Annotated in this window: 13 protein-coding genes and 1 pseudogene; all 14 read left to right on the top strand. The window is 39.3% G+C overall.

What is annotated here, in order from left to right:
• The first annotated feature begins 346 nt into the window (after positions 1–346).
• The 14 genes and pseudogenes from I4V44_RS10735 (at position 347) to I4V44_RS10800 (ending at position 13,621) form a co-directional block, all read left to right on the top strand.
• Positions 347–973, top strand: a pseudogene (locus I4V44_RS10735) (IS607 family transposase).
• Complete coding sequence (locus tag I4V44_RS10740) at positions 927–2,090, top strand: RNA-guided endonuclease InsQ/TnpB family protein (protein ID WP_196002703.1); 1,164 nt, start codon at positions 927–929, stop codon at positions 2,088–2,090. The pseudogene I4V44_RS10735 and the gene I4V44_RS10740 overlap by 47 nt, the downstream one beginning before the upstream one ends.
• A gap of 195 nt (positions 2,091–2,285) precedes the next feature.
• Positions 2,286–2,588 carry an STAS domain-containing protein gene (locus I4V44_RS10745; protein WP_008703548.1) on the top strand — a complete coding sequence of 101 codons (303 nt, stop codon included), beginning with the start codon at positions 2,286–2,288 and terminating at the stop codon, positions 2,586–2,588.
• A gap of 76 nt (positions 2,589–2,664) precedes the next feature.
• Positions 2,665–3,078, top strand: coding sequence for an ATP-binding protein (locus I4V44_RS10750; RefSeq protein WP_319792452.1), 414 nt, complete (start codon positions 2,665–2,667; stop codon positions 3,076–3,078).
• Positions 3,079–3,444: 366 nt separating this feature from the next.
• Entirely contained in the window at positions 3,445–4,719 is a 1,275-nt protein-coding gene (locus tag I4V44_RS10755; protein ID WP_118669800.1) for an SPFH domain-containing protein, read from the top strand.
• Positions 4,720–4,743: 24 nt separating this feature from the next.
• Positions 4,744–5,832, top strand: coding sequence for a hypothetical protein (locus I4V44_RS10760; RefSeq protein WP_008703545.1), 1,089 nt, complete (start codon positions 4,744–4,746; stop codon positions 5,830–5,832).
• A gap of 15 nt (positions 5,833–5,847) precedes the next feature.
• The gene (locus I4V44_RS10765; RefSeq protein WP_055058064.1) at positions 5,848–6,690 is read left to right on the top strand and encodes a TPM domain-containing protein; all 843 of its coding nucleotides are present in this window, start codon (positions 5,848–5,850) and stop codon (positions 6,688–6,690) included.
• A gap of 286 nt (positions 6,691–6,976) precedes the next feature.
• The gene (locus I4V44_RS10770; RefSeq protein WP_008703542.1) at positions 6,977–7,753 is read left to right on the top strand and encodes an ABC transporter permease; all 777 of its coding nucleotides are present in this window, start codon (positions 6,977–6,979) and stop codon (positions 7,751–7,753) included.
• 62 nt (positions 7,754–7,815) lie between these two features.
• Positions 7,816–8,556, top strand: coding sequence for an ABC transporter ATP-binding protein (locus I4V44_RS10775; RefSeq protein WP_008703540.1), 741 nt, complete (start codon positions 7,816–7,818; stop codon positions 8,554–8,556).
• A 42-nt stretch (positions 8,557–8,598) separates the two neighbouring features.
• Complete coding sequence (locus tag I4V44_RS10780; RefSeq protein WP_196002704.1) at positions 8,599–9,693, top strand: acyltransferase family protein; 1,095 nt, start codon at positions 8,599–8,601, stop codon at positions 9,691–9,693.
• Between the two features lie 62 nt (positions 9,694–9,755).
• Positions 9,756–10,862, top strand: coding sequence for a glycosyltransferase family 1 protein (locus I4V44_RS10785; protein ID WP_008703536.1), 1,107 nt, complete (start codon positions 9,756–9,758; stop codon positions 10,860–10,862).
• Positions 10,863–10,869: 7 nt separating this feature from the next.
• Positions 10,870–11,904, top strand: coding sequence for a Stealth CR1 domain-containing protein (locus I4V44_RS10790; RefSeq protein WP_025577094.1), 1,035 nt, complete (start codon positions 10,870–10,872; stop codon positions 11,902–11,904).
• A complete protein-coding gene (locus I4V44_RS10795) occupies positions 11,885–13,144 on the top strand; it encodes a CDP-glycerol glycerophosphotransferase family protein (RefSeq protein WP_196002705.1) in 1,260 nt (419 codons plus the stop codon). The genes I4V44_RS10790 and I4V44_RS10795 overlap by 20 nt, the downstream gene beginning before the upstream one ends.
• A gap of 60 nt (positions 13,145–13,204) precedes the next feature.
• The gene (locus tag I4V44_RS10800) at positions 13,205–13,621 is read left to right on the top strand and encodes an adenylyltransferase/cytidyltransferase family protein (protein ID WP_008703533.1); all 417 of its coding nucleotides are present in this window, start codon (positions 13,205–13,207) and stop codon (positions 13,619–13,621) included.

Genomic DNA, 13,621 nt, shown 5'->3' on the forward strand with positions numbered 1-13,621 from the left:
TTCCAGGCATCTATAAATCTCAAGACTTATGGAGAAAAATTTGCAGGCTGACACTGAAACGTTAATGCAAATATGTACGGATACGTTAGTCCGGAATTTACGCCTATGGAGAGTACAGGAACTTGTGAGTAGATTGATATTTATATCATCAAAAGCATACTCGTTGAAGTAGGAATGGAACATAGAAGTTTATAACTTTTTATAAGTTTTCAGTAACGGCAGAAGATGCTGACAGAACAGAAATTTGACATTATCTGAAAAAGGAGGATTTTTAAGTGATCAATAATATTAGTGATTAAATGTGTTAAAATATGCTCATGGAGGTATTGCTATGAACACATCGAATATCACTAATTATAAACCAAAAGATTTTGCTGAATTATTAGGTGTCTCTGTGAAAACATTACAGCGTTGGGACAGGGAAGGAACGCTAAAAGCAAATCGAACTCCAACTGACAGGCGTTATTATACTTACAATCAATATCTTCAATTCAAAGGCATAGATACAGAGAATGATACTCGACAAATTGTTATTTATGCAAGAGTTTCTACAAGAGATCAAAAGGATGATTTACAGGATCAGGTATCGTTTTTACGTCAATTCTGTAATGCCAGAGGAGTGATTGTAGACCAATGTATTGAATAGTATGGCAGTGGTTTAAACTATAACCGCAAAAAGTGGAATCAGCTGTTAGATGAAGTGATGGAACAAACAATTAAAACCATCATAGTTACACATAAAGACAGATTTATCAGATTTGGATATGACTGGTTTGAAAAATTCTGTATGAAGTTCAACACAACTATAGTGAACAATGAAGAACTATCACCGCAAGAAGAACTTGTACAGGATATTGTATCTATACTTCATGTTTTTTCCTGCAGATTGTATGGACTTCGTAAGTATAAAAAACAAATAGAAAGGGATGAAGAGATTGCTAAAGAGCTTCAAGACGGAAATCAATCCAACTGAAGAACAGAAAGCCAGGATCCGCAGGACGATAGGCACTTGCCGATATGTCTATAACTTCTACCTTGGTCACAACAAAGCTCTGCATGATAATGGTGAAAAGTTTATGACTGGTAAGGACTTTAGTCTATGGCTTAACAACAAATACATTCCAGATAATCCTGACAAAACATGGATCAGGGAAGTGTATTCAAAAGCCGTAAAAAAGTCTATCGAAGATGGATGTACTGCTTTTACAAGATTTTTTAAACATCAGAGTGATTTTCCTAAATTTAAAAAGAAAGGTAAATCTGATGTGAAGATGTATTTCGTCAGAAATAACCCAAAGGATTGTCAATGCGAAAGGCACAGACTTAAGATTCCAACCTTGGGATGGGTCCGCATCAAAGAAAAAGGATATATCCCAACAACAAAGGATGGATATATGATCAAAAGTGGTACAGTGTCTGTTAAGGCTGGCAGATTTTATGTTTCTGTTCTTGTAGAGATTCCTGATATCAATATCGACAATAACTCAAACGAGGGAATCGGTATAGACCTTGGACTAAAAGATTTTGCCATTGTTTCAAATGGAAAGACATACAGGAACATCAACAAATCGGCAGGATTAAAGAAACTTGAAAAACAACTGATCCGGGAACAGAGAAGTCTTTCCCGAAAGTATGAAAATTTAAAGAAAGGAGAGTCCACTCAAAGAGCAAATATACAGAAACAAAAGCTTAAGGTACAAAAACTTCATCATAAAATGGATAATATCCGTACTGATTACATTAACAAGACGATCGCTGAGATAGTGAAAACCAAACCATCTTACATAACGATTGAAGATTTAAATGTAAAAGGAATGATGAAAAACAGGTGTCTTTCAAAAGCTGTTGCATCTCAGAAGTTTTATGAATTTAGAACAAGGCTTAAAGCCAAGTGTGATGAAAACGGCATTGAATTAAGGGTAGCAGATAGATTTTATCCGTCTTCAAAGACCTGTCACCATTGTGGTTCTGTCAAAAAAAATTTAAAGCTTTCAGATAGAATTTACAGATGTGAATGTGGCTATGTTGCAGACAGGGACTTCAATGCGGCACTTAATTTAAAAGATGCTAAAACTTACAAGATTGCATGATTAAAAGCAAATGTAAGTATGTACCGAAGGCTGTTTCGGGAATTAACGACTGTGGAGTGTACAAGAACCTGTGAGTAGCGTATTGTTTGCAATCGTCAAAACATACACAATGAAGCAGTAAGAAGTATTCGTGAGAACTTCAATTTCTCGATGCGTTTGAGTATATTTAAACACATTTTGAGTGGCAGAGAGAAAATGAGTCTGAAAATTGAAAAGAAAAATGAAGGAACAAAAGATACGGTATTTTTGACCGGGAGATTAGATACAGCAACTGCACCTGAATTGGATACTTTTGCCGAGAAAGAGTTGATCAATACTCAGGAACTTGTATTGGATTTTGCAGGGCTTGAATATATTTCATCAGCCGGCCTGCGTGTTATTCTGAAAATGCAGAAATTTATGAATGTAAAAGGAACTATGAAATTGATTCATGTGAGTGATATCATACAGGATGTATTCGATATTACGGGATTTGCAGACATACTGTCAATCGAATGACTGTGGCTGTAAAGATACAGAACTGCACAGCGAAAAGGAGGATTCTATCTATCTGAACTGAATGAAGGAAGGAGAGGTGGATTTGAAAAGTATTACAGAAGAAGCAAAAATAGAGAATATAGCGGTAATTACAGATTTTGTAAATTCCATACTGGAAGCAAATGGATGTTCTGCAAAAGTACAGATGGAGATAGATATTGCGATAGATGAGATATTTGGCAATATTGCCTATTATGCTTATACGCCAAAAACTGGAGAGGCAACTGTACAGGTTGAAATAAAGAATTTTCCTGAAAGACTGGAACTGACGTTTATAGACAAAGGCATTCCTTATAATCCATTAGAAAATAAAGATCCGGATGTTACCCTGGATATAGAAAAAAGAAAAATCGGGGGGCTTGGAATTTTTCTGGTTAAGGAAATGATGGATGAAGTTTCATATGAATATGCAGACGGACAAAATATATTGAAATTAAAAAAGAATTTATAGATTTCATACATTGTAAGTGTATATTGCTATTCATGAACTTTTGAATAACTGCGCGTCGCATTATAGTTACTGTGGAGTGGACAGCAGCGATTTATGTGCTCATATGTTGCAAAATGACAGAAAAGAGGAGTTTTTGCGCATGACAATTCGGAAAATGTATGATATGATGAACTTATAAATATCAATTTGTAACTGTAAAAATATTATATTGTAAAAAAACACACATAATTACCCACAAAATAAGAAATTTAGACGCAAGAGCGTTCGAGAAATCAACTTGTCGGCACACTAACAGGAAATATGGGTAGAAAATATCTGTAAGAAATATGTATAAAATAATATGTAATCAGGAAGGAGATATAAATTATGGGATTGATCAAAGCAGCAGCCGGTGCATTTGGCGGAACAATGGCAGATCAGTGGAAGGAGTTTTTTTACTGCGATGCAATAGATAAAGATGTTCTGGTTGTAAAGGGTGAGAAGAGAGTAGGCGGACGTTCTTCCAACAAAAAAGGCAGTGATAATATTATTTCAAGCGGTTCCGGAATTGCTGTTGCAGATGGTCAGTGTATGATCATCGTAGAACAGGGAAAGGTTGTGGAGGTTTGTGCAGAACCCGGACAGTTTACCTATGATGCATCCACAGAACCAAGTATTTTTGCCGGAAGTCTGGGAGAGGGGATCCACAGGACTTTTGATACAGTAAAGAAGCGTTTTACATTTGGCGGCGATACAGGCAAAGACCAGAGGGTTTATTATTTTAATACAAAAGAACTGGTAGATAATAAATTCGGAACAGCAAATCCAATCCCATTCCGGGTAGTTGACAGAAATATCGGTCTTGACATAGATGTATCTGTGCGCTGTAATGGAGTATATTCTTATAAGATTGTCGATCCGCTCCTGTTTTATACAAATGTGTGCGGAAATGTTGAACAGCAGTATGACAGAGAAGAAATTGAAGTTCAGTTAAAGACAGAATTTGTAAGTGCTCTTCAGCCTGCATTTGCAAAAATCTCAGAACTTCAGATCCGTCCAAGTGCCATTCCGGGACATGTTCTGGAATTATGCGATGCCATGAATGAAGCCCTTACGAAAAAATGGCAGCAGACCAGAGGTCTTGCGGTTGTTTCCATTGCCATGAATCCTGTGACTCTTCCGGAAGAGGATGCACAGCTTATCAAAGATGCACAGAAGAATGCCATTCTCAGAGATCCGACTATGGCAGCAGCGACACTTGCCGGTGCTCAGGCAGATGCAATGAAATCAGCAGCCTCCAACACTGCAGGTGCTATGACCGGATTTATGGGAATGGGCATGGCAGGCCAGGCAGGTGGAGCGAATATGCAGAATCTCTATCAGATGGGGGCACAGCAGCAGGCAGCACAGAATATGCAGCCGGCATCCGGGGCAGGAACATGGAAATGTGAATGTGGTGCAGAGAATACAGGAAAATTCTGCTCTGAATGTGGTAAACCGAAACCGCAGCGGGAAGAGTGGATATGCAGCTGCGGCGCAGTAAATACCGGTAAATTCTGTTCTGAATGCGGAAGCCCAAGACCGACCGGAAAGTGGACATGTAGCTGTGGTGCGGTAAATACAGGAAAGTTCTGTGCAGAATGTGGAAAGCCAAGACAGTAAAATACAGCAGGGGGAGAAATGTCTATGTCTGATCTGAGAGAATATAAATGCCCTGCCTGTGGCGGTGCAATAGAATTTGACAGTAAGTCCCAGAAAATGAAGTGTCCATACTGTGATACAGAATTTGAACTTGAGACATTAAAAGAACTGGATGCGCAGATGGAGCGTGAAGCCGGACAGCAGGATGATCTGTCAGGATGGCAGACAGATGCCGGTGGAGAATGGCAGGAAGGTGAGACAGATGGAATGAATGTCTATACCTGTCAGTCCTGTGGTGGTGAGATTATCGCAGATGAGAATACAGGAGCATCAAATTGTCCGTATTGTGGAAATCCCGTAATTATGACAGAGAAGTTTAAAGGTGCATTAAGGCCGGATCTGGTGATTCCGTTCAAATTGGATAAGAAAGCGGCAAAAGAAGCATATTACAGGCATATTAAGGGAAGAACATTTTTGCCAAAAGCATTTCGCAGGGAAAATCATATTGATGAGATTAAGGGGCTGTATGTTCCGTTCTGGCTTTTTGACGGGGATGTTGATGCTGATGTGCGTTATAAGGCGACAAAGGTAAGAATGTGGAGTGACCATGATTATGATTATACGGAGACCAGCTACTATTCTGTGGAGCGAAGCGGAGAGATGACATTCGTTTCTGTACCTGTAGATGGATCAGAAAAGATGGCAGATGATTTGATGGAATCCATTGAACCATTTAAAATTTCAGAGTCTGTGGATTTTCAGACCGCATATCTTTCCGGATATCTGGCAGATAAGTATGATGTCAGTGAAAAAGAGAGCATCAACAGGGCACATGACCGTATGAAAAAGAGCGCAGAGGAAGTACTGGCAGATACAGTGAAGGGTTATGCTTCTGTTGTTCCCGAAAATACAAACGTAAATATTTCAGGCGGAAAAGCACAGTATGCACTGTATCCGGTATGGATTCTGAATACAACATGGAAAGATAAGAAATATATATTTGCAATGAACGGACAAACCGGAAAAATGACAGGAGACCTTCCGATTGACAGGGGAATTTATTTGAAATGGCTTGCCGGACTGACCGCTGTATTTACGGTTGTTTTGTGCCTTGCCGGACTGCTGATTTTTTAGGGGAGGACGAAAGATATGCTGAAGAAAAAGATCATACCTGTATTTCTGGCTTCTGTTCTTACTGTATCAGGTACAACAGGATTTGTGACGGAAGCATTTTCAGAAAATGTTTATGCGGCAGAAGAAGTGCATACAGAAAGGCTGGCAGATTTTGCAGATCTGTTAGATGATGGGCAGAAAGAAGAACTGGAGGCGAAACTGGATCAGGTCAGCGAGGACTACGGCTGTGATGTTGTGGTTGTCACAGAGGAGACTCTGGATGGTGCAGTTCCGCAGGATTATGCAGACGATTTCTTTGATTATAATGACTATGGCATGGGAGAGGACAAGAGTGGTATATTGTTTTTGATAACCATGTCAGAACGTAAGCGGTGTATCTCCACACATGGAGAGGCTATTCAGATTTTTACTGATGCAGGACAGGAATATATGACGGATAACTTTGTGTCATATTTATCCGATGGTGAGTATTATGAGGGCTTTATGAAGTTTGCTGATCTGTGCGAAGAATTTATCATTCAGGCACAGAGCGGAGAACCGTACGATGTAGAAAATCTGCCGGAGGAAACCATCCCTTTTTATATGATATTTCTCATTTCGCTTGTGGTCGGATTTGTGATCGCGCTGATCGTAACCGGAGTAATGAGAAGCCGGATGAAGACTGTACATATGAAGCCGGATGCAGCAGATTATATGAAAGACGGAAGTCTTCATATTAACAGAAGCCGGGATATATTTCTGTATCATCAGGTCACACGTACGGCGAAGCCGAAGGAAGAAAGTTCCGGTGGCGGTGGAAGCAGTACCCACACAAGTTCTTCGGGTGAGACGCATGGGGGTTCCAGTGGATCATTTTAACTGACTGGCATGACATATAAAAATCCTGATCTTTTATATTATTTTATGGGATAACCATAAAATGACAGGAAAGATTGGGATTTTATTTTGCGCAAAATTACGGATACCGGTTGCAAGACATCAGAGAATATGATACAGTACAAGGTGGTTTGTTTTGTGTAGAGACAGTTGTCCGGCAAAAAGAAAATAAACTGCGAAGCGGATTGCAAATATCCGCCTGACGATAACAGATTTCTGCACAAAAGAATTATAAAATGAAATAAAAAACAGAAATAATGGAGAGGACATGAAAAAATACGTTGATAATTTTATGCAATACCGGTTTCTTTTGTCAGAACTGGTAAAAAAAGGGATTAAGCTGAAATACAGACGTTCTTATCTGGGAATGATATGGTCTATGTTGGAGCCGTTGCTTACCATGATCGTGCTTACAATTGTATTTGGTACTTTGTATGGGAATACAGACAGGACCTTTCCTGTATATATCCTGACCGGACGACTCCTGTACAGTTTCTTTTCACAGTCCACCAAGGCCGCTTTGAAATCTATACGTCAGAACTCGGCAATGATCAAAAAGGTATATGTACCCAAATATTTGTATCCGCTGTCCAGTGTGCTTTTTAACTATGTGATCTTTCTGATCTCACTGATCGTACTGGCAATGGTGAGTGTGATACTTGGTGTAAAGCCTACGTTCTATCTGCTTCAGGCACCAATCGCACTGATACTGATTCTTATTATGTCATATGGATGCGGAATGATCCTGGCAACAATAGGTGTATTTTTCAGAGATATGGAATATCTCTGGTCTGTAGCACTTATGCTGGTTATGTATACATGTGCGATTTTCTATTATCCTGAAAAGCTTTTGAAGAGTGGATGGGCATGGATACTGAAATATAACCCATTGTATTGTGTGATTGATATTTTCAGATGTTCAGTATTTGGAAAAGCAATGAATATTCATTATTTTGCATATGCACTTATCTTTTCCGTTGTGGCAATGGTGATTGGATTATTCTGCTTCAAGAAGAAACAGGATGATTTTATTCTTTACATCTGAGAACTGAGACAGAAAGCTGCAGGGCAGCGGAACGAATTATTTTTGAAAAATAAGGAGAAAAAATGAGCAAACAACCAGCGATTATTGTTGATAATGTGAGTATGAAATTTAATCTCAGCAAAGAGAAAGTAGACAGTCTGAAAGATTATATTATCAAGTCAATTAAAAAAGAGATTAAATATAATGAATTCTGGGCTTTGCAGAATGTGAGCTTTACAGTGGAAAAAGGAGACAGGGTAGGAATCCTCGGACTGAATGGTGCAGGAAAGAGTACTCTTCTTAAGGTTATCGCAGGCGTTTTCAAACCAACAGAAGGTTCAGTTACAAAACATGGGAAGATGGTTCCGCTTCTGGAACTGGGTGCAGGATTTGATCAACAGTATACAGGAAAGGAAAATATTTATCTTTACGGAGCAATGCTTGGATATTCCAAAGAATTTATTGATGAGAAGTATGATGAGATCGTGAAATTTTCCGAATTGAAGGATTTTATTGATGTGCCGATCAAGAACTATTCATCAGGTATGAAATCCAGACTTGGATTTTCGATTGCTACAGTGGTTTCTCCCAAAATTCTGATATTGGACGAGGTATTATCTGTGGGTGATGCGAAATTCCGTAAGAAGAGTGAGAAGAAAGTACTCAGCATGTTTGATTCGGGTGTAACAGTGTTGTTTGTCTCTCATTCTCTGGCGCAGGTTCAGAGAATCTGTAATAAGGCGATGATCCTTGAAAAAGGAAAACTGATCGCTTACGGAGATATTGATACGATTTCTGAACAGTATGAGAAAATGACTAACTGACAGAGAAAAAATTTAAGAAGTCAGAAATATCCGGAGGAGTATATGACAAACGGATTAAAAAAAGAAGATTCAGCAGCTTTAAAAGGTCTTGCAGTGTTACTGCTGATCTTTCACCACTGCTACCGTCTTGCAGACAGAATCGAAAGATATCAGGTGGATCTGTGCGGGCTGACAACAGAACAGCTTGTTGCTATTGCGGAATGCTGTAAGATCTGCGTGGCAATATTTGCATTTGTATCCGGTTACGGGCTGATGTATGGATATTCGGCTAAAATGAAAAATAAAGAAAAGTATGCAGTATCAGAATGGATATCCGGACATCTTCTTTCCACTATGTCCGGATTCTGGTTTACTGCAGCTGTATCCTATCTTATTTACTTTGGATTTGGACTTAAGGATCCGAGCAAGTGGGGAGAAACCTTTTATGAAAGAGGATTCGCCGTATTTGCAGATATACTGGGAATCTCCAGACTTTTGGAGACTGAAAGTCTTAACGGGGCATGGTGGTATATGAGTGCTGCGTTTGTATTTATTATATTGCTTCCTCTGTTAGATGGGACGATTGAGAAATTTGGAGGCATATTCTGTATTGCAGTTATCTTTTTGCTTCCGAGAATTTTAGGTATTGGATTTCAGGGAGGCTCAAAGCCATATTCATTTCTTTTGATATTTGTGGCAGGAATGTTATGCTGTAAATATAATTTCTTTCAAAAATTGCATGAATACAGGCGGAAAAAATTAAAATTCATCTGTTTGTCTGCTTTACTGTGTGCCGGCCTTTTCCTGTACCATAAAATCGACCTGAAAATTTTCTGGGAATTTCGGTATGCACTTGTTCCATTCCTGCTGATTCTCTTTTGCGTTGAATATTTGTTCAGGATTACGCCTGTATCCTTGTTCCTTCAGTATCTGGGCAAGCATTCCATGAACATTTGGCTGGTACATACATTTGTGAGAGATTCTCTGGGAAAATATGTATTTGCATTAAAAAAATTCTGGCTGATTCCTGTTGCAGTTCTTGTGATTTCGCTGGGAATCAGTTACTGCCTGGATTTTCTTAAGAAGATTACAGGATATCAGAAATTGATACGGCTGTTAAAGAAAAAGGTGACGGAACATTATGCGGTACGGGAATGATTTTTCGAGAGGATCGCAATAGGATTCAGAGTGGACAATAGTGACGGATGGGAGAGCGTATCATGAAAATACTGCAGATTGGAATGGGAAATGTTGCCGGAGGTCTGGAAGCATTTGTGATGAATTACTATAGAGTTCTGGTGCATATGGATATACAGTTTGATTTTGTGTGTATGTATGATAAAATTGCATATGAAGAGGAAATCAGGAAACTGGGTGGAAGGATCTACTATATTCCAAATGTAAAAAAGAACTATCAGGGCTATATAAAAGAACTGAAAAAAATATTAAAAGAAACAAAATATGATGCAGTACATGTAAATATGCTTTCAGCTGCAAATATTGTTCCGTTACGTGTGGCTCATACAATGAAAGTGCCAAAGATAATTGCGCACAGCCACAGCTCTTCCTGTCCCGGACTGATCAGAAAAATCATGGACAACTGGAACAGACCAAAGATTGCAAAATATGCTACTGACAGGATTGCATGCGGAGAAATGGCGGGCAGGTGGCTGTTTGGAGATAAAGCTTTCCAAAGCGGTCAGGTTACGTTGATCAATAATGCCATTCAGGCAGAGAAGTTCAGTTTTTCAGAAAAAGACAGAGATTCACTCAGAAAGGAACTGGGATGGGAAAATAAAACAGTGATCGGTCATGTAGGAAGATTTGATATTCCGAAGAATCATGACAGAATGCTTGATATTTTCCAACAGATCGTTTCCGAAAAAAAAGATGTGATGCTGTGTCTGGTAGGTCCAAAGGAAGGTCTGTACAAAGAGATAAAAGAGAAAACAGTGCAGAAAGGACTGGAAGATAAGGTATATTTTGCCGGTAAACAGGAGAATATCCGCAGGTATTTATCTGCTATGGATGTTTTTCTGTTTCCGTCTGTTTTTGAGGGTGTGCCATTTGCGCTTATTGAAGCCCAGGCAAATGGACTTGCCTGCGTAATGTCAGAGGCGGTGTCTGAGGAGGCAGTTGTTTTTCCTGAGAGAGTCAGACGGCTGTCACTTGACAGAGATAATATACAGTGGGCGGCAGCAGTGATGGCAATGAGTTCTATGAACAGAGAAGCGGCTGATCTGATAAAGATGCGGCTGTCAGATGCGCATTTTAACATTGAGACAGAGGCAAAACGTTTGAAAGATTTATATTATCATACGAGGTAAATTACAGATGGACAAGATTGATTTTGTATTGCCATGGGTGGATGGATCAGACTCAGCCTGGATAAAGCAGAGAAATGAGTATCTGGGAATTAAAAATGACCAGACACAGGACAGCAGATTTCGGGACTGGGAAAATCTGCAGTACTGGTTCAGAGGTGTTGAAAAGTTTGCTCCATGGGTGAATCATATATATTTTGTGACATGGGGGCATATCCCTTCATGGCTGAATACAGATCATCCGAAGCTGACAGTTGTAAAACACGAGGATTATATTCCGAAGCAGTATCTGCCCACATTCAGCAGTCATCCCATTGAACTGAATATGCATCGGATCCGAGGTTTATCCGAACAGTTTGTATATTTTAATGATGATACCTTCATCATAAATAAAATGGAACCGGAAGACTTTTTCAGAAATGGTCTTCCAAGAGACTATTGTATAGAAACAGCGTTGGTACAGGATGATATCAATAATCCGTTTGCCTGCATTCTTATGAACAATGCGGCACTTGTAAATATGCATTATTCAAAGAGAGAAGTGATTGGCAGAAACTGGAAAAAATGGTTTCATCCTGCATATGGAAAAATGGTATTCAGAAATATGCTGATGCTTCCGTACAGGGAGTTTTCCAGTTTTAAATATTCTCATATCTCAAGCTCTTTTTTGAAGAGTACCTTTGAAGAAGTGTGGAGGGAAGAAGGCGAAGTGCTGGACAGAGTATGCAGGACACGATTCCGTTCTCCGGGGGATGTAAATCAGTATGTGATGAAATACTGGCAGTATATGGAGGGAAAATATGAACCTCAATCACCGAAAATCGGGAAATTTTTTACCATAGGTCTTCACGACCGGCAGATACATGATGTACTCAGAAATCAGAAGTGTAAAATATTGTGTATAAATGATACGGAAAATATAGGAGATTTCAGACAACAGAAAAGAAATATCAAAGATTCTTTTGAGAGTATCCTTCCCGAAAAGTCTGCATTTGAATTATCTTACAAAGATTCCGGAGGCATGTATGACAAAAAGTGCGATTAAAAAACATACGGAAAGGTTGGGCTTTTTCGGAATGATCCTGCACTATATCGGTCGTTTTATGACAAAAACAGAGCAGCAGGTCATTGGAAAGCTGACTGTGCGTTTTGGAAAAGTAAAGAAAAACCGGCTTGTGTTTAAAAATCGGGAAATGATGGACTGCACAGATAATCCGGAAGCTTTTTATGAATATCTTATAAGTTCCGGGTATAATAAAAAATATGAGATCATCTGGCTGGTCTCTGAAAAAAGAAAATTCAGAAATCAGAATACCGGAAATGTAAAATTTGTAACTGCTGAAAATAAATATGGATGGAGCAGTCCGCTGGCATATTATTATGGTGCTACAGCCGGATTTTTCTTTTATTCTCATAACAGTGCAGGACTGAACAGGTATCGGTGTAAAGGACAGACAGTTGTAAATCTGTGGCATGGGTGCGGTTATAAAGATGCAGAGCAGGGAAAGAAAAAACAGAATATAAAGCCTGATTTTGACTATGCACTTGTTCCCGGACCGGTATTTGTGAAAACGAAATCCGGACTATGGAACTGCGAACCGGACAGGCTGTTAATGATGGGATATCCCAGATATGACTGGATGCTGCATCCGTCAATGAGTAAGGATGAAATTCTGGACAGTCTGTTCGGATGGAAAGGGAAAAAAGTTGTTCTGTGGATGCCGACTTTCAGAAAAAGTGATCTGGGAGGGTGTGCGGAAAATGAGATTGAGCTTCCCTGTCAGCTTCCGGCAATACAGGATATGAACGAGCTGAAAGAACTGGACAGTTATCTAAGGGAGCAGGAGATTATTCTGATCATAAAGAAGCATCCGCTTCAGACGGAATGGGATGAGAATGAACAGGAGTTTACCAATATACGTTATGTTGCGGAAGCCCTGTTGGAGAAAAAACAGATAAAACTTTATGAACTGATAGGGATCAGCGACGGTCTGCTCTCTGATTACTCGTCAGTGGCAGTAGATTATCTGCTGTTGGACAGACCGCTTGGATATGTGCTTGCGGATTACAATATATATAAAGAAAAAAGGGGATTTGTATTTGAAGATCCGCTGGAATATATGCCGGGTGAGAAAATCTATAATGCCTGTGATATCAGAAAATTTATGAAACATCTGACTGATGGAACAGACAGTTACCGGCAGGAGAGAGCAAAGAATCTGAAACAGATGCACAATAAAACAGAAAACTATTGCAAAAGGCTTGCAGATTATTTACAATTGTAGCTGTTATATGAATGCGAAGAGAACAGTTATCTATTAATGCAATAAAACAGGGAGAATGTAATGGAGAAAAAAATAGGATATACACAGGGAACCTTTGATATGTTTCATATAGGACATCTGAACCTGATCAGAAATGCAAAAAAACATTGCGATTATCTGATTGTCGGTGTGAATGCGGATGATCTGGTAGAGTCATATAAAAACAAAAGACCGATCGTTCCGCTGGAAGAAAGGGCAGAGATTGTACGGGCCATCAGATATGTTGATGAGGTGATCGTGACGACAACCCTGGACAAAAAGCAGGTATGGGAAAAAGTCCACTTTAATGAAATCTATATCGGAGATGACTGGAAGGGCAATGCACGTTGGGAGAAGACTGGAAAAGAAATGGAAGAGCTGGGCGCTAAGCTGGTATTTCTGCCATATACCAAAGATACATCCTCAACGATGCTTCGTGAGAAATTAAAAGAATTCTAG

Source organism: Blautia sp. 1001283B150304_161114_C9 (assembly GCF_015668165.1).
Lineage (GTDB): Bacteria > Bacillota > Clostridia > Lachnospirales > Lachnospiraceae > Blautia_A > Blautia_A wexlerae.